Source organism: Micromonospora luteifusca (assembly GCF_016907275.1).
Classification (GTDB): domain Bacteria; phylum Actinomycetota; class Actinomycetes; order Mycobacteriales; family Micromonosporaceae; genus Micromonospora; species Micromonospora luteifusca.
The window spans coordinates 4,895,660-4,912,455 of sequence record NZ_JAFBBP010000001.1; the positions used below are offsets into that span (position 1 = coordinate 4,895,660).

A 16,796-nucleotide genomic window follows, 5' to 3' on the forward strand; every position below is an offset into this window, starting at 1 on the left:
CGGTCGGCGCGCATGCCCTGCATCCTGCCCGAGGAGTACGACAGGTCGCCACGCGACGCGGCGGACGACACCCTGGCCCGTCACGCACCTGACGGTGGGTGTGTGACCGAGAACAGTGTGTCGCTGTCTCGGTGTGTGCGGGTCATCATCGACCACTCAACCTCGCTGCCGGCGGTCGCGTTATCTAGACATGGAGCCCGCATGAATGACGACTTCGGCACCTTCGTCTCGACCAGTGGTCCCCGGCTCCTGCGTTTCGCCGTTCTGATCACCGGCCAACGAGCGGACGCCGAGGACCTGTTGCAGGAGGTTCTCCTGCAGGCTTACCCGCGCTGGCGTGTGGTGCGGGAACGGCAGCCGGAGGCCTATCTGCGCCGAGCCATGATTAACCGGCTGATCAGTCGCTGGCGCTCGCCGTGGAGCCGTCGCCGGGCCGCCGAGTTGCCGGACGACCTCGCGCAGCCCGATGAGCTGGGCCGGGTGGACGACCGCGAACTGCTGCTGGAGGCGCTGCGTCAACTGCCGCCCCGGATGCGGGCGGTCGTGGTGCTCCGGTACTGGCTCGGTTGCACCGAGGCCGAGACGGCCGCCGAGTTGGGCTGTTCCGCCGGGTCGGTGAAGAGCCAGGCGTCCCGTGGCCTGCACCGACTTCGGGTTGGTCTGGAAGGCGTCGCAGCGATCCCGATCGACGTTGCGAAGGAGGAGAACCATGCGTGATCACGACGTTGCCGAGATGCTCGATCGCGCTGTGGCGACAGTCGAGCTGCCAGCAGGCTTCACCGCACGGATCATCGCGGGCGGCCGAGCTCGACGCCGACGACGCCTCCTGCTCTCCGGCGGCGCGCTGGTGGTCGTGATGGCGCTGGCAGCCCTGCTGGTGGCACCGGATGGGCCGGCGGGCCGGGGGCGTGGTGAGGCGATCAGCGTCGCGGGCCCGAGCATCGAGCCCCGTGTCCTGGTCGGGATCGTCGGCTCCGACGGCAGGCCGGCCACGGCTGAGCGGGTGGTCGCGGTGGGCCGGACCGGAACGGAGACGCTGGTGGTGCTGCGCCGTGCCGCGCGTGCGGGGGAGATGACGAGTGGGGGTCACGCGGCCGAGGTGTGGATCGTGGCCGATGGCGGCGACCAGAGCAGGTCCCTGGACTATCTGTCGTACGACCTGGCCTGCGTTGACGGTGACCAGGTCTGCGACGACGTCCGGTCCACGGGTGGCGGGCTGGGGCTGGCGGTCGCCCGCCGGTCGGGTGGGCGGCTCTTCGTCCTGGCGCAGGCACCCGAGGGTCGTACCGTCGAGGTTGTCGCGAACGGCGTGCGGCACCCGGTCGGCGCGGCGCCACGCGGCGCCGTCGTCGAGGTGGACGCCGACGAGCCGTACGACGAGGTGCAGGTGTGGGCGACCATGGCGGACGGCCGGCGGTACCGGATCGTGTGGGCGCCCGGTGCCGTGCTGCCCGACTGATTGCCCGGGAGTCGACCGGATGCTCAGGGGCGGGCGTGGCGGAGCAGGAGGACGCCGTCCTCGGCGGAGAGCACGTGCCGTAGGGGTAGCAGCCGCGGTGGCACGGTGTCGCCTGCGGTGATCCGGCCCGGTCCGGGGCCCGCCAGCAGTGGCGAGACGGTCAGGCACAGCTCGTCCACCAGGTCGGCGGCGGTGAGCGCGCCGAACAGGTGTGGGCCGCCCTCGCAGAGCAGTTGGGTCAGCCCGCGGCGGTGCAGTTCGGTGAGACCGACGGCCAGGTCGACCCGGTCGGTGCCGCAGCGCAGCAGGTCGGCGACGTCGGTCAGGCCGGGTGGCGGGTCGGCGTCGGCATGGGTGAGCACGATCGGGCGGGTCGGCGCGTCGGCGAAGGCGGCCTGCGCTGGATCCAGGTCGAGTGAATGGGAGACGACCACCAACGTCGGGTACTCGGTCAGGCCGTGTTCGCGGCGCCAGGCGCGGCGCCGCTCGTCGAGGCGGACCGCCCGGTACCCCTCGTGGCGAAGCGTGCCGGCGGCCACCACCAGCGCGTCGCAGACCATCCGCAGCAGGCCGAACACCCGCTTGTCCGGCTCGCCGGAGAGCCCGGCGGAGTAGCCGTCCACGGTGACCGCGCCGTCGAGGCTGGTGACGAAGTTGACCCGGAGTCGGGGCTCGTCGGCGCGGTCGTAGAGGGCGGTCAGCGCGTCGTCGTCGAGCGGCTGCGTCGAGGGCTCCGGCCAGAGCCGCCGGATCGGGATTCCGACGGTCATTCGCTGGCCGGACCGGTGACCGGAGGGGTCGGTTCGGCGGTACGGTGCTGGCAGTCGCACCAGTTCCGGCCCGGGCAGTCGTCGTGCCGCCGGGCCCGGCACGCTCGGCAGATCATCGTCGCAGCCTAAGCCGTGGGAGGACAGGACAGCATGCCGCGTCAGATCTTCCAGCTGAAGATGTCCCTCGCCGGCGTCCGCCCGCCGGTGTGGCGCCGGGTGCTCGTGCCGGCCGGGTACACGCTGGACCGGCTGCACCGGGTGGTGCAGCACGCGATGGGTTGGCGGGACTGCCACCTGCACTCGTTCGAGATCGACGCCGTTCAGTACGGCGAGCCCGACCCGGATGGGGAGTTGGCGCTGCACGACGAGCTGGACGTGCGGCTGGACGCGGTGCTCGGCAAGGGCAGTCGGTTCTCCTACACGTACGACTTCAGTGACTGGTGGGAGCACGACCTGGTCGTGGAGGACGCGCTGACCGTCGATCCCGACGAGCGGTACCCGGTCTGCCGCGACGGCGAGCAGGCCTGCCCGCCGGAGGGTATCGGCGGGCCGTCGGGCTATCAGGCGCTGCTTGTCGCGTTGGCCGACGAGGGAGACCTCGCTGACCCTCGGCACGCGATGCTGCGCGACTGGGCGGGCTCCACCTTCGATCCGTCCCGCTTCGATCCGCGCCGGACAACGACCCTCCTCCGCCGCTTCTGCTGACCCCCCGCCCCGGCCCGGCGGGCCCCCGCCTCCCGGCCCCGCCCCCGGCACTGTCGATCAAGAGGTTCGCGTCACCAGAGCCGCGATTTCTGACCGAAATCTCTTGATCACCCGGTTGGGGGCGGCGTTGTGGGTGGGGTCAGCGGTGCATGAGTGATCAGCGGTAACGATCTGGGAACGCTCCCATCGCCCTATTGACACTCCCGTTACCCGCCGGCAATCTCATGGGAGCGCTCCCGAGGTGGCCTGTGTCACTCACCCATCCCCGGCCTCGCGCGACGGGCACCCCCCACCACACACATCCAGCCTCACCACCGGAAAGAGGGGTCAGCGAATGAGTGTCACCACGCGGCGTACCCGCCTGGCGGCCGCTGCCCTGGCCGCGATCACCGCAATCGGCGGTCTCGCAGCCTGCGGCAACGACGACGACAAGCCGGCGGCCGGCGAGAAGCCGGCCAAGCTGGTCGTCGACACCTTCGGCGAGATGGGCTACGACGAGCTCGTCAAGCAGTACGAGAAGGACACCGGCATCAAGGTCGAGCTGCGCAAGACCGCGCAGCTCGCCGAGTACCGGCCGAAGCTGGTCCGCTACCTGGCCACCGGCAAGGGCGCGGCGGACGTCACCGCCCTGGAAGAGGGCATCCTCAACGAGTTCAAGCCCAACGCGCGCAACTGGTCCGACCTCGCGCCGCTGGTCTCCGACCACTCCAAGGACTACCTGCCCTGGAAGTGGGAGCTGGGCAAGGCGCCGGACGGTCGACTGATCGGCCTCCCGACCGACGTCGGCAGCCTCGCCGTCTGCTACCGCAAGGACCTGTTCCAGGCTGCCGGCCTGCCCACTGAGCGCGACCAGGTGTCGGCGCTCTGGCCGGACTGGAAGGGCTTCCACGACGCAGGCCTGAAGTACAAGCAGGGCAGCGGCGGCAAGGCGTTCATCGACTCGATCACCGCCGTCTCCAACGGTGTGATGTTCCAGGGCAACGGTGACCTGTTCTACGACAAGGAAGACAACATCATCGCGGACACCAGCCCCGCGGTGAAGAACGCCTGGGACACCGCCACCTCGATGGCGGACATCTCGGCCAAGGCGCAGACCTGGTCGCCGGAGTGGTCCGGTGGCTTCAAGCAGGGCACCTTCGCGGCCACCTTCTGCCCGTCCTGGATGCTCGGCATCGTGTCGGACAACTCCGGTCCGACCAACAAGGGCAAGTGGGATGTCGCGTCCGTGCCGGGCGGCGGCGGTAACTGGGGCGGCTCGTGGCTCGCGGTTCCGGCGCAGAGCAAGTACCCGAATGAGGCGGCGAAGCTCGCCGAGTACCTCACCAACGCGAAGAGCCAGGTCGAGGCCTTCAAGCTCAAGGGCCCGCTGCCCACGAACCTGGAGGCGCTGAAGAACGACGCGTTCACCAGTTACACCAACGAGTACTTCAGCAACGCGCCGACCGGCAAGATCTTCGGGGAGAGCGTCGCCAAGATCCAGCCGACCCACCTGGGCCCGAAGCACCAGGCGGTCAAGGAGAACGCACTCGAGCCGGCCCTGCGGGCGTTCGAGAGCGGGCAGGCCGACAAGGCGAAGGCCTGGGAGCAGTTCACGAAGGACGCCAAGACTCAGGGTGCCTTCTGAGTGATTCCCTGCCGGTGGCGTTCGGGGCTTCCCGGACGCCACCGGCCGGTCCCCTCCGCGTAGCGCCCTGCGCGAGGGCCCCCGGGCCTCGCCGGAAAAGGAATTTCGCATGAGCCTGTCGGCCACGACGGCACCGCCGTCGCCAGCAGCACCGCCTTCTCCCGACCTCCCTCCCCGGCAGCGCCGGGGAAGGCTTTTCAACCGCCTCGATGTCAAGTACTCGCCATACCTCTACATCGCCCCGTTCTTCCTGATCTTCGGTGTGTTCGGGCTGTACCCGATGGTGCGTACCGCCTGGATGTCGCTGCACGACTGGGACATGATCGGCGACCACTCGTTCATCGGCTTCGACAACTACACCCGGCTGTTTTCCGACGAGTACTTCTGGAACGCGCTGGTCAACACGTTCGGCATCTTCGCCCTGTCGACCATCCCGCAGCTGTTGCTCGCCCTCTTCCTGGCGAACCTGCTGAACCGGACCTTCCTGCGCGCCAAGACCTTCTTCCGGATGGTCATCTTCATGCCGAACGTGGTGTCGGTGGCCGCGGTCGCGATCGTCTTCGGGATGCTGTTCCAGCGGGAGTTCGGCCTGTTCAACTGGCTGCTCAGCTTCGTCGGTGTCGACCCGGTCGACTGGGACGGGCAGCGGTGGAGTTCCTGGTTCGCCATCTCCACCATGGTCAACTGGCGGTGGACCGGGTACAACACCCTGATCCTGCTCGCCGGCATGCAGGCGATCCCGAAGGACCTCTACGAGGCCGCGGCGATCGATGGCGCCAGCCAGTGGCGGCAGTTCTGGCAGATCACCCTGCCCATGCTCAAGCCCACCTTCATCTTCGTGGTCATCCTGTCCACGATCGGTGGCATGCAGCTCTTCACCGAGCCCCTGCTCTTCGCCAACGGCAACATCCTCGGCGGCAACCAGCGGCAGTTCCAGACGCTGGCCATGTACATGTACGAGATGGGCATCCAGAACCTGAACACCGCAGGCTACGGAGCTGCGGTCGCCTGGGCGATCTTCATGATCATCGTCGTGGTGTCGCTGTTCAACTTCCTACTCGTCCGCCGCTCGGCGAAGTGAGGAGAGAGCGATGATCTCGGCTTCCCAGCGCCTGTGGCGCACCAGCCCGCTCACCTACGTGGCGCTCGTCCTGGCGGCGCTGCTGTCGATCTACCCGTTCTACTACATGATCGTGATCGGCACTCGCAGCCTGGACTCCATCAACGACGTGCCGCCGCCGCTGACCCCCGGCGGAGCGTTCGGTGACAACTTCGGGCGGGTGCTCGACAACGACGCCGCCAACTTCCTCACCGGCATGATGAACTCGATCATCGTCTCCTCGGTGGTCACCCTGTCGGTGGTGCTCACCGGGTCGCTGGCCGGGTTCGCCTTCGCCAAGCTGCGGTTCAAGGGCAGCAACGTCCTCCTGCTGGCGATCATCGTCACCATGATGATCCCGACCCAGATGGGGCTCATCTCGCTCTGGGGCATGATGCAGGACCTGGGGTGGTACGACACCCTCTACGCGGTCACCGTGCCGTTCCTGGTCACCGCCTTCGGTGTGTTCATGATGCGGCAGTACGCCAGCCAGGCGATCTCCGACGAGCTGATCGAGGCCGGTCGCGTCGACGGGGCGAGCACGTTCCGGATCTACTGGAGCATCGTGCTGCCCGCGCTGCGTCCCGCCGCCGGTGTCCTCGGTCTGCTGACCTTCATGGAGACCTGGAACTCGTTCATCTGGCCGTACGCCATCCTCACCCCGGAGAACCCGACCCTGCAGGTCTCGCTCTCCTTCCTCTCCTACGCCTACTACACCGACTACTCCCAGGTGTTCGCCGCCACGGCGATCGGCACGATCCCCCTGGTGCTCGTCTTTCTCGTGTTCGGCCGCCAGATCATCGGCGGGATCATGGAAGGTGCCGTCAAGTCGTGAGCAACCCCGCCAGCCCACTCGCCGTGGATGTCCTCGACGAGCGCCCCGGGCTGACCTTTCCACCCGGTTTCCTGTGGGGGGCCGCGACCGCGGCGTACCAGATCGAGGGGGCAGCGGCCGTGGACGGCCGCACCCCGTCGATCTGGGACACCTTCAGCCACACCGACGGCCGGGTCCTCCTCGGGCACACCGGCGACGTGGCCTGCGACCACTACCACCGGCTCGGCGACGACGTCGCGCTGATGGCCGAGGTGGGCCTCAAGTCGTACCGTTTCTCGGTCTCCTGGTCCCGGGTCCAGCCCGGCGGCACCGGCGCGGCCAACCCGCAGGGTCTGGATTTCTACCGGCGGCTGGTCGACGAGTTGCTGGCCAAGGGCATCGAGCCGTGGCTGACCCTCTACCACTGGGACCTGCCACAGCCCCTGGAGGACGCCGGCGGCTGGCCGGCTCGGGACACCGCGGCCCGCTTCGCCGACTACACGACGCTGGTCGCCGACGCGCTCGGTGACCGGGTGCGCTACTGGACCACGCTGAACGAGCCGTGGTGCTCCGCGTTCCTCGGCTACGGCTCCGGCGTGCACGCCCCCGGCCGCACCGACGGAGCGGACGCGGTGCGGGCCGGGCACCACCTGATGCTCGGACACGGCCTGGCCGTGCAGGCACTGCGGGCCGCCCGGCCGACCGCCGAGGTGGGCGTGACGGTCAACCTCTACCCGGTCGACCCGGCCAGCGACACCCCTGCCGACGCGGACGCGGCCCGGCGGATCGACGCGTTGGCGAACCGGTTCTTCCTCGATCCGTTGCTGCGCGGGTCGTACCCGGAGGACCTGGTGGCCGACCTGAGCGCGGTGACCGACTTCGCCCACGTGCAGGACGGCGACCTGGCGACCATCTCCGCGCCGCTGGACCAGGTCGGGGTCAACTACTACAGCCGGCACGTGGTCGCCGCACCGGTCGAGGGCGGCGAGGCCGACCCCGCCCCCTCGTGCTGGCCGGGCAGCGAGGATGTCCGGTTCGTCACCCGCGGCGTCCCGGTCACCGACATGGGTTGGGAGATCGACGCCCCGGGCCTGGTCGAGACGCTGCGCCGGGTGCACGACTACACCGACCTGCCCCTGTACGTCACCGAGAACGGCTCGGCGTTCGTCGACACGGTGGTCGACGGGCAGGTCGACGACGTCGACCGGCTGGCCTTCTTCGACGCCCACCTGCGTGCCGCGCACGAGGCGATCGACGCCGGAGTGCCCCTGCGGGGATACTTTGCCTGGTCGCTCATGGATAATTTCGAATGGGCCTGGGGTTACACCAAGCGCTTCGGCATGATCCACGTCGACTACGACAGTCAGGTACGCATCCCCAAGTCCAGCGCCAAGTGGTACGCCTCGGTGATCCGGCGCAACGGTCTGGCCGCACAATAGGCTCGGGCCAGCCATCAGGACGGTCCTGGCGTCCACCTCTCGCAGGTGGCGCCGGGCCCGCCCGCCGTCGGAGGAGCAGACGATGACAACGCAGCGCACCCGGTCGCTCGGGCGCCCGACCCTCGATGCGGTCGCGGCGCGCGCCGGCGTCGGCCGGGGCACGGTCTCCCGCGTGGTCAACGGCTCACCACAGGTCAGCCCGGAGGCCCGGGCCGCGGTCCAGCAGGCCATCGCCGAGCTGGGGTACGTGCCGAACCGGGCCGCCCGTGCGCTCGTCACCCAGCGGACCGACTCCGTCGCGCTGGTGGTGTCCGAATCCGGTGAGCGGGTCTTCACCGAGCCGTTCTTCGCCGCGATCGTACGAGGCATCAGCTCCGGGTTGCTGGAGACGCCGATGCAGCTCTGGCTGGCCATGGCACAGTCGCCCGTCGAGCGGGAGCGGGTCGAGCACCACCTGACCAACCAGCACGTCGACGGCGTACTGCTGCTGTCTCTGCACGACGCCGACCCGCTGCCGACGCTGCTGGAAGAGCGCGGCCTGCCCGCCGTGCTCGGCGGTCGGCCCGCCCGGATGCTGCAACCCGGTGCCCAGCCGGCCTGGTTCGTCGACGTGGACAACGTTGGCGGGGCCCGGCAGGCGGTGGAGTACCTGACCAGGCAGGGGCGGCGCCGCATCGCCACCATCGCCGGTCCGCAGGACATGGGTGTCGGCCTGGCCCGGTTGACCGGCTACACCGAGGCGGTCAAGACCAACGGGGCCGGCGTCAACCCCGACCTGATCGTCTACGGCGACTTCAGCGAGGGCAGCGGCGCGTCCGGGATGCGCCGACTGTTGGACGCCTGCCCGGATCTGGACGCGGTCTTCGTTGCATCGGACCTGATGGCGTTCGGCGCGTTGCGCACCCTGCGCGAGGCCGGCCGGCGGGTGCCCGAGGACGTCGCGGTGATCGGCTTCGACGACGCGACGATCGCCCTCCGGGCGGACCCGCCGCTGACCACGGTCTTCCAGCCGGTGGAAGAAATGGGCCGGCAGATGGCACGCCTGCTGGTCGCCCGAATTCGTGGCGACGACATCCCCGCCCCACACATCGTCCTGGATACCCAACTGGTCCACCGCGCCTCCGCCTGACCCGGTCCACCCGAGCCCGGCCCACCCCGGCCTGGCGTGGCCCGCTCGGCGTGGCCCGCTCGGCCTGGCGTGGCCCGCTCGGCTCGGCGACCCCGCGCCTTGACGACGGGCGTGATCCACTCCGCTTCGCCGATGTGGCGGTATCTCGTGCCGCGAATACCGCCACATCGGCGACATGGAGTGGATCACGCCCGAGTCGACCCTCGACGACTCCTGGGGGTGCGCCAAGGGGACGAGGCAGCCCACCCCCTAGGGGCAAATCGGACAGATGTCCCAACGGCAGCCCACTGCCGACCAGGCCTGATCGGGTTGCCGCAGGGGGCGCGGGAGGATGTGCGGCCGCGCGGCAGATTCGGGGTTGGCGGAGTCAGGCGGGGGTGGCGGTCCAGCGACGGAGTTCGCGCTTGGCGAGGGAGTTGCGGTGGACCTCGTCGGGACCGTCGGCCAGGCGCAGGGTGCGGGTCTGCGCCCAGAGGGCGGCCAGGGGAGTGTCCTGGCTGACGCCGGCGCCGCCGTACCCCTGGATGGCCTTGTCGATCACCCACTCTGCCATCGCCGGAGTGCCGATCTTGATGGCCTGGATCTCGGTGTGTGCGCCCTTGTTGCCGACGGTGTCCATCAGCCAGGCCGTCTTCAGCACCAGCAGCCGGGCCTGTTCGATTCGTACCCGCGACTCGGCGATCCACTCCCGGACCACGCCCTGCTCGGCCAGCGGCCGGCCGAACGCGATCCGCCCGAGCGCCCGCTTGCAGAGCAGCTCCAATGCTCGCTCAGCCATTCCGATTAATCGCATGCAGTGGTGGATCCGGCCGGGACCCAGTCGGGCCTGGGCGATGGCGAAGCCGGTGCCCTCGGCGCCGATCAGGTTCTCCGCGGGCACCCGGACGTCGGTGAAGTCGATCTCGGCGTGCCCGCCGTGGGAACCGTCGGTGTAGCCGAAGACGGTCATGCCCCGGCGGACGCTCACCCCGGGGGTGTCCCGGGGGACCAGCACCATGCTCTGCTGCCGGTGCCGGTCGGCGTCCGGGTCGGTCTTGCCCATCACGATGAAGATCTCGCAGCGCGGGTCCATCGCACCGGACGACCACCACTTGCGCCCGTTGATGACGTACTCGTCGCCGTCACGGGTGATCCGGGTGGCGATGTTGGTGGCGTCGGAGGACGCGACGTCCGGCTCCGTCATGCAGAACGCGGAGCGGATCTCGCCCTCCAGCAGTGGCATGAGCCAGCGCTTCTGCTGCGCTTCCGAGCCGAACTCGGCCAGCAACTCCATGTTGCCGGTGTCCGGTGCCGCACAGTTGACCGCCTCCGGCGCCAGGTGCGGGCTGCGCCCGGTCAGCTCGGCCAGCGGCGCGTACTGGAGGTTGGTCAGGCCGGCGCCGTAGCGCGGGTCGGGCAGGAACAGGTTCCACAGGCCGCGCTTGCGGGCCTCCGCCTTCAGTTCGGCCAGCACCGGGGTACGCGACCACGGGTCGCCGGCGGCGACCTGCTCGGCGTGCACGGCTTCGGCCGGGTAGACGTGCTCGGTCAGGAACCGGGTCAGCTCGTCGCGTAGTTCCTCGGTCCGGCTGTCGTATGAGAAGTCCATCACCGCTCCCTGGCGGCGGTCAGCCCGTGCGCGACCAGCGGTGCCACCATCTCGCCGATCCGGTCGAAGCCCTCGCCGAGCGTCTGCCCGAGCGTGTGGCGGTAGTGGATGCCCTCGCAGATGACCGCGAGCTTGAAACAGCCAAGCGCCACGTGCCAGTGCAGCGGCCCGACGTCCACGTCGCTGCGCCGGGCGTACCTGTCGATCAGCTCGCCGCCGGTGGGGAAGCCGGCGCGCGGGCCGAGCCCGTCGGCCACCGGGTTGCCCGCGGCGGTGTCGCTGCCGCCCAGCACGTCCCAGTACGTCAGCAGCAGCCCCAGGTCGGCGAGGGGGTCGCCGAGGGTGGCCATCTCCCAGTCGAGCACCGCGTGCACGGCCACCGGGTCGGCCGAGGCGAGGAGATTGTCCAACCGGTAGTCGCCGTGCACGATCCGGCCGGCGTTCGCGCCCTCCGGGGCGGTCGCCGCGAGCAGGTCACGCAGCTCGTCGATGCCGGGCAGCGGGCGGCTACGCGAGCGGTCGAGCTGCCCGCCCCAGCGGCGGACCTGCCGCGCCAAATAGCCCTCCGGGCGGCCGAAGTCGCTCAGACCGACCGTGGACGGCTCGACGCTGTGCAGGGCGGCGAGCGTGTCCATCATCGCCAGGGCGAGGGCGCGGCGGCGCTCGTCACCCAGCGGGTCGGTCTGCGCGCGGGTGCGGAACACCTCGCCGGGCATCCGCTCCATCAGGTAGAACGGCGCGCCGATCACCTCCGGATCGGTGCACAGCAGCAGTGCGCCCGGGACGGGCACCTCGGTCGGCGCCAACGCCGAGATGACCCGGAACTCGCGGGCCATGTCGTGCGCGGTGGCCAGCACGTGCCCGAGCGGAGGGCGGCGCAGCACGACCTCCCGATCGCCGAGGTGCAGCAGGTAGGTGAGGTTGGACTTGCCGCCTGCGATCAGGTTGGCCCGCAGCGGCCCGACCGCCAACTCGGGTCGGTGCTCGGCCAGATAGCCGGCGAGCCGGTCCAGGGAGAGGCCGGCGGGAGAGGTGGGGACGGCACCCGGCCGCCACGCATCGACGGCCGGATCACTCATCGGACTAGTTGATTGCAGCTCGCTCACGTTGTCAAGGTCAGATTTTCCGCTCGGGACATGCCTCTGCAACAGGGACGAAATGGTCAACAGCCAGGCTGGGACGCAGCCTGCCGGCCGCTCTTCGCCGGCCCGCCGAGCGGAGGGACAGACATGTTGCTGCGAGTTCGGGTCACCCTGCCAGACCGTCCGGGCACTCTCGGCCAGGTCGCCCGCACACTGGGCGTCTCCGGGGCGGACATCGTCCAGGTGGTGGTCCTCGAACGTCTCGGCGGGCGCGCGGTGGACGACTTCACGGTCGTCTGGCCGGGCGCGGCGCGGGTGGAGCGACTGCTGGCTGGCCTCGCGGCGATCCCGGGGGTGCGGGTGGACGGTGTGTGGCGGGCGATCGGCGCGCCCACCACCACCGGCCAGGACGCGGAGCTGTTGGCCCAGGTCGCGGCCAACCCGGCCGACGGGCTGGCCACCCTGGTCGACGCGGTGCCCGGGCTGCTGGCAGCCGACTGGGCCGTCGCCGCCGTGGTGCCGGTCGACTGGGCCTCCCGGACCGCGAGCGGCGGGGCGACCGTGGGGTACGCGAGCTGGCGTGCACCCGTACCCCTGCGGTTGCCGGAGGTGACTCCGCTGCGCGGCCGGTCGATGACCACGCCCGACGGCACCCACCACGCGATCGTGCCGTTCGGCCGGGCGGGCCTGGTGCTGGTGGTGGCCCGCGAGCACAGCGAGACCCTCTCCGCCGCGGCGTTCCACAGCACCGAGGTGGACCGGCTCACCCAGCTGGTCCGGGCCAGCGCGGTGATCCTCGGTGACCGGCTCGACCTCGTCGGGACGCCCCCGGTGGTCGCCGGCCCCTGAGCGGTCCGAGGAGTTCCCGGGCCGACACCGCTGAGCAACCGGGCGGCAACAGGCGGGGGTGAGGCTCTTGGGTGGGGAAGGGAGCCAACCATGACGTTGTGGCGGATTCGAGCCACCGTGGACGACCGGCCGGGTTACCTGTCGGTGCTCACGGCGAGCCTCGCGCTGCGCGGGGTCAACATCCTCACCGTGCAGGTGCAACCCACCGAGCAGGGCGCGGTGGACGACTTTCTGGTGGACGCGCCGAACACGCTCGACGAGGCTGAGCTGATCGCCGCCGTGGAGCGCGGTCGGGGGCGGGACTGCTGGGTTGCGCGCAGTGAGGCGCGCGGCCTGGCCGACCAGCCCACCCGGGTGCTGGGGCTGGCCAACCGGCTGGTGCGTGACCCGGACGCGACGGGCGAAGCGTTGCGGGCCCTGCTCGGCGCCGACTCGGTCAGCTGGCGACCCGCCTCGACCGGCGTCGAACGGGGAATCACCGACGCCACCATGCTGCTGACCGACCCGGCGGGCGGTTCGTTCGCGCTGCGCCGGGTCGCGCCCGCCTTCACCCCGGCGGAGTACGCCCGGGCGCAGGCCCTAGTGGAGCTGGCCGCCACCGTGGTCCGTCGGGCCGCCGAGCAGATCACCCTGGTGCTGCCCGACGGTGCCGAGGTCGCCGTGCGGCCCGCCTGCGCGGACGACCTGTCCGGCGTCGTGGAGTTGCACGAGGCGTGCTCGCCGCGCAGTCGGCAGCAGCGTTACCTGGGCGGGGCGGCGCTGCCGCAGTCGGCCCGACTGCGTCGGCTGCTGGAGCCGAGTCGAGGGCTGACTCTGGTCGCCACGGCCACCGGAGCCGACGGCGCGGCGGAGTCGGTGGTCGCCCTGGCGAATCTGCTCGGCGAGGGTGACGAGGCCGAGGTGGCGCTGCTGGTGCGTGACGACTGGCAGCGGCGGGGGCTCGGTTCTTCGCTGCTGCGCCGCCTGGCCCAGCATGCCGACCGAGCCGGGTACGCGGCGCTGGTGCTGCACGTCCAGGCCGACAACGGTCCGATGTTGCGGACGCTGCGCCGACTGAACCGGTCCAGCTCGGCGGAGCGCGACGGCACCCTGCTCACCCTCACCGTCCCGCTCGCTGGGGACAGGAAGGGCACCCTCTCGACGCCTGGTTCGTAGGACAGGCCCTGTCACCGCGTGGGGCGTTCCCGGCGGCCGGATACGCAGAACCGGTTGCCCTCCGGGTCGGCGAGCACGACGTACGGGGTTCGGTCGGGTGCGGGTCGGTGGGGTAGTGCCGCCAGTCCACCCGTTGGGCGCCGAGCGCGAGCAACCTCTGCTCGATCATCGCCATCTCGCGACGGTACGCCGCCGGCCCCCTGTCACACGCGCCGCGCGTGGACAGGGGGCCCCTGACGATCTCAGGTGGTGGGGTAGCTGTTGTAGTCGGGGAAGTTGCCGTAGAGCCGGCTGTCGCCGCCCACGGTGACGGCGTGCACCAGCAGGTCGCCGCCGACGAACGCGCCCTTCCAGGAGGCCCCCCGGCCGCCGAACGGCTCGTCCCGGTCACCCCGCGAGCGCGGCTTGTTGATGCCCACCTTGAACGCCTGGAGGTCCACCGCGAGCTTGCTGGCCTCGTCGGTGTCGTCGCAGGCCAGGGAGGCGACCAGCGCGCCGTTGGAGGCGTTCATCGCGGCCAGCAGTTCGTCGGTGGTGTCCACGACGACGATCGTGTCGACCGGCCCGAACGGCTCGGCGTGCATCAGCCGGGACCGGCCGGGTGGGGCGAGCAGCACCGACGGTGCGACGTACGCCGAGGTGTCCTGCCCGGGCAGGAACGGCGCGCCGGTCAGCTTGCCCCGGTGCAGCGGCACCGCTCCACCGCGAACCGCCTCGTCGACCTTGCGGTGCAGCTCGTCGGCCTTGGCGGCGCTGATCAGCGGGCCGAAGTCCAGCTCGGGCAGCGGGTCGCCGGCGGTCCAGTCGTCGCCGACGGCGAGCGGGTGGCCGAAGCGGACCGAGCGTACGACCGGCAGGTACATGTCGAGGAACTCGTCGACCAGATCGCGTTGGACCACGAACCGGGGGTACGCGGTGCAGCGTTGCTTGCCGTACTCGAAGCCCTTCTTGAGGTGGGTGGCGAGCAGGTCCCACTGGGAGAAGTTCCAGATGCCCCAGGCGTTGAGACCCTCCTGCTCGATGAAGTGCCGCTTGTCGCTGTCGAGCAGCGCGGCGGCGACCTTGCCACCGTTGGAGCGGCCACCGACGAACGCGACGGCGCCGATTTCGGGCGCCCGGACGAGCACCTCGGACAACTCCTCGCCACTGCCGGAGACGAGGGTGGCGGGCAGGCCGGCCCGGCGCATCAGCGCGTGCGCGACGGTCAGGCAGACCGCGCCGCCCTGGGACGGGGTCTTGGCGATGACCGCGTTTCCGGCCAGCAGCTGAACCAGTTCGGCGTGCACCAGGACGCTCATCGGGTAGTTCCACGACGCGATGTTGCTGACCGGCCCGGGGAGCGGCTCTCGGCCGTCGGCCAGCATCCGGTCGATCTCGTCGGCGTACCAGTGGACGCCGTCCAGCGCCCGGTCCACGTCGGCGCAGGCCAGCCGCCACGGCTTGCCGATCTCCCAGACCAGCAGCAGCGCGAGCAGGTCGCGGTGGGCGGTGAGTGAGTCCAGTGCGTCGGCAACCCGGGCCTTACGTTCGGCGAGCGGGGTCTGGGCCCAGGCCCGGTGCGCGGCGGCGGCGTGCGTGACCGCGGCGCGGGCGGCGTCGGCGTCGAGCCGGCGCAGGTTGATGACGACGGTGTTGTCCACCGGGGTGCGCACCGGGGCGGGTTGGCCGACTGCTCGCCAGTCGCCCTCGACGAGGTTGTGCAGGGTGGTGATGCCGTCGACCTCGGCGCCGAACGCCTCCGGGGTGGCGGTCACCGCGCGGGCGAGGACGTCGGACCAGGCGGTGCCCTCAGCGAGTCGTAGTGCCATCGCGTTCTCCTCAGGGGTTGACCGGGGAGCGGCGGCGTCGATGGCACCACTGGTGATCGGTACTGTCTCGCGCCGGGTAGTGGGTCGGCAACAGTACGTTTGTCTGGCTGGACGTCGTGATGCTCGTACGGGCCGGATATCGAGACGGAGGCGCACCGTCCCAACAGGAGGCATGCCGGTGGTCGTATCGGCCAGCATCGATGATGTGACCTAGCTCCGGACGGCGCCGATCGGGTTGCCCGTCGGTGCGTACGGGTGGCCGAAGTGGATCGAGCGCCAGGTAACGCGACCGGCCGCCGGACGGTGTCCGGCGGCCGGTCGAGGCGTGCGGTGATCAGCTGGTGAAGGTGATCCGGTCCCGGCGGCGCCGCATCATCAGCAGGGCGCCGCCGCCGATCAGGGCGAGACCGCCCAACGCGATGCTGGTGGCAGCCGCGCCGGTGAGCGGCAGGCTGCCGTCGTCCTCGTCGCCGCCCGCGCCACCCGAGGACGGGGTGGAGGACCCTGCCGGGGCGGTCGACTCCGACGGCGATGAGGAACTCGACGGCGTCGGCGAGCCGGTGGTCGGGGTGGGGGACCCTGTCGGGGCGGTCGACTCCGACGGCGATGAGGAACTCGACGGCGTCGGCGAGCCGGTGGTCGGGGTGGGGGTCGGCGACTGGCTTGACCCGGTGCCCGCACAGGTGTGGCTCAGGTTGAACTTGCCGCCCTCGCCGCTGACCGTGGCGGTGCCGCCGGTCAACGTCCACCCCGCCGGGGTGAAGAGGTAGGCGTGCTTGACCTGCTTGTCCCCGCCGCCGTTGGCGGCGAGAAAGTCGGTGTACGGGTCCGTGGTGTCCGGCACGGTCACCGTCACGGAGGTGCCCGCCGTATTCCTGTAGGTGAGGGTCAGGCTCTGGAAGTCGCCGGCCCGGTTGGTGGGCAGGACGAAGTGCCAGCCGTCCTGCCCGGAGGGCAGGGCCGCCAACCTGGGGTCCTTGCACTCCTGCTGGAATTTTCCGGCTGTCGCGCCGACGTGGGCCGGGTTGAGTGGGACGCTGCCCAGTGCCCAGGCGGCCGGGGAGGCGATGGCGAGGCTGGCCGTGACGGCGGCCGTGCAGACGGCCGCACGTGCGAGGCGCCGACGCTGGGGCATGTTGATTCCTTCGGATTGATCGAGGGGGCGGCACATGATCCCATGCACGGGACCCGTCGGCGACATCGGTCAATCGGCTTGAGCTGGGACGACGTGCCGGACAAGAAGTTGGTCCCGGGCCGATTCTCGGTGTGATCATG

15 protein-coding genes are annotated in these 16,796 nt (G+C 70.6%); 10 read left to right on the plus strand and 5 right to left on the minus strand.

Features of this window, described 5'->3' with window-relative positions:
• The first annotated feature begins 201 nt into the window (after nt 1-201).
• Complete coding sequence (locus JOD64_RS22355) at nt 202-717, plus strand: SigE family RNA polymerase sigma factor (protein WP_204946188.1); 516 nt, start codon at nt 202-204, stop codon at nt 715-717.
• On the plus strand, nt 710-1,459 hold the full coding sequence (locus JOD64_RS22360) for a hypothetical protein (protein ID WP_204943997.1): 750 nt from the start codon (nt 710-712) through the stop codon (nt 1,457-1,459). Before JOD64_RS22355 ends, JOD64_RS22360 begins: the two co-directional genes overlap by 8 nt.
• 23 nt (nt 1,460-1,482) lie before the next feature.
• Here JOD64_RS22360 and JOD64_RS22365 read toward each other — a convergent pair whose 3' ends face one another.
• Complete coding sequence (locus JOD64_RS22365) at nt 1,483-2,229, minus strand: pyrimidine reductase family protein (RefSeq protein WP_204943998.1); 747 nt, start codon at nt 2,227-2,229, stop codon at nt 1,483-1,485.
• Nucleotides 2,230-2,379: 150 nt separating this feature from the next.
• Here JOD64_RS22365 and JOD64_RS22370 point away from each other — a divergent pair, with 150 nt between their 5' ends.
• The 6 genes from JOD64_RS22370 (at nt 2,380) to JOD64_RS22395 (ending at nt 9,039) form a co-directional block, all read left to right on the plus strand.
• Nucleotides 2,380-2,934 carry a plasmid pRiA4b ORF-3 family protein gene (locus JOD64_RS22370; protein ID WP_204943999.1) on the plus strand — a complete coding sequence of 185 codons (555 nt, stop codon included), beginning with the start codon at nt 2,380-2,382 and terminating at the stop codon, nt 2,932-2,934.
• Between the two features lie 334 nt (nt 2,935-3,268).
• Nucleotides 3,269-4,558, plus strand: a complete 1,290-nt coding sequence (locus tag JOD64_RS22375) for an ABC transporter substrate-binding protein (protein ID WP_204944000.1) — start codon at nt 3,269-3,271, stop codon at nt 4,556-4,558.
• A gap of 109 nt (nt 4,559-4,667) precedes the next feature.
• A complete protein-coding gene (locus JOD64_RS22380; RefSeq protein ID WP_204944001.1) occupies nt 4,668-5,639 on the plus strand; it encodes a carbohydrate ABC transporter permease in 972 nt (323 codons plus the stop codon).
• A 10-nt stretch (nt 5,640-5,649) separates the two neighbouring features.
• Nucleotides 5,650-6,492 carry a carbohydrate ABC transporter permease gene (locus JOD64_RS22385; RefSeq protein ID WP_204944002.1) on the plus strand — a complete coding sequence of 281 codons (843 nt, stop codon included), beginning with the start codon at nt 5,650-5,652 and terminating at the stop codon, nt 6,490-6,492.
• Nucleotides 6,489-7,910, plus strand: a complete 1,422-nt coding sequence (locus tag JOD64_RS22390; protein ID WP_204944003.1) for a GH1 family beta-glucosidase — start codon at nt 6,489-6,491, stop codon at nt 7,908-7,910. Before JOD64_RS22385 ends, JOD64_RS22390 begins: the two co-directional genes overlap by 4 nt.
• 82 nt (nt 7,911-7,992) lie before the next feature.
• Nucleotides 7,993-9,039 carry a LacI family DNA-binding transcriptional regulator gene (locus JOD64_RS22395; protein ID WP_204944004.1) on the plus strand — a complete coding sequence of 349 codons (1,047 nt, stop codon included), beginning with the start codon at nt 7,993-7,995 and terminating at the stop codon, nt 9,037-9,039.
• Between the two features lie 367 nt (nt 9,040-9,406).
• Here the strand turns inward: JOD64_RS22395 and JOD64_RS22400 are convergent, their stop codons facing one another.
• Both JOD64_RS22400 and JOD64_RS22405 read right to left on the minus strand, forming a co-directional pair.
• A complete protein-coding gene (locus tag JOD64_RS22400; protein WP_204944005.1) occupies nt 9,407-10,627 on the minus strand; it encodes an acyl-CoA dehydrogenase family protein in 1,221 nt (406 codons plus the stop codon).
• On the minus strand, nt 10,627-11,706 hold the full coding sequence (locus JOD64_RS22405; protein ID WP_204944006.1) for a phosphotransferase family protein: 1,080 nt from the start codon (nt 11,704-11,706) through the stop codon (nt 10,627-10,629). Before JOD64_RS22405 ends, JOD64_RS22400 begins: the two co-directional genes overlap by 1 nt.
• Nucleotides 11,707-11,856: 150 nt before the next feature.
• Between JOD64_RS22405 and JOD64_RS22410 the strand changes: the two genes are divergently transcribed.
• Together JOD64_RS22410 and JOD64_RS22415 are read left to right on the plus strand one after the other, a co-directional pair.
• Nucleotides 11,857-12,558, plus strand: a complete 702-nt coding sequence (locus tag JOD64_RS22410; RefSeq protein WP_204944007.1) for an ACT domain-containing protein — start codon at nt 11,857-11,859, stop codon at nt 12,556-12,558.
• Nucleotides 12,559-12,648: 90 nt separating this feature from the next.
• Nucleotides 12,649-13,713 carry a GNAT family N-acetyltransferase gene (locus tag JOD64_RS22415; RefSeq protein WP_204944008.1) on the plus strand — a complete coding sequence of 355 codons (1,065 nt, stop codon included), beginning with the start codon at nt 12,649-12,651 and terminating at the stop codon, nt 13,711-13,713.
• 242 nt (nt 13,714-13,955) lie between these two features.
• On the opposite strand, the gene JOD64_RS22425 is transcribed toward JOD64_RS22415, so the two are convergent.
• Nucleotides 13,956-15,521 (minus strand): aldehyde dehydrogenase family protein, encoded by a 1,566-nt coding sequence (locus tag JOD64_RS22425; protein WP_204944009.1) that lies wholly within the window; start codon nt 15,519-15,521, stop codon nt 13,956-13,958.
• A 334-nt stretch (nt 15,522-15,855) separates the two neighbouring features.
• The gene (locus JOD64_RS22430; RefSeq protein ID WP_204944010.1) at nt 15,856-16,656 is read right to left on the minus strand and encodes an LPXTG cell wall anchor domain-containing protein; all 801 of its coding nucleotides are present in this window, start codon (nt 16,654-16,656) and stop codon (nt 15,856-15,858) included.
• Between the last annotated feature and the right edge of the window lie 140 nt (nt 16,657-16,796).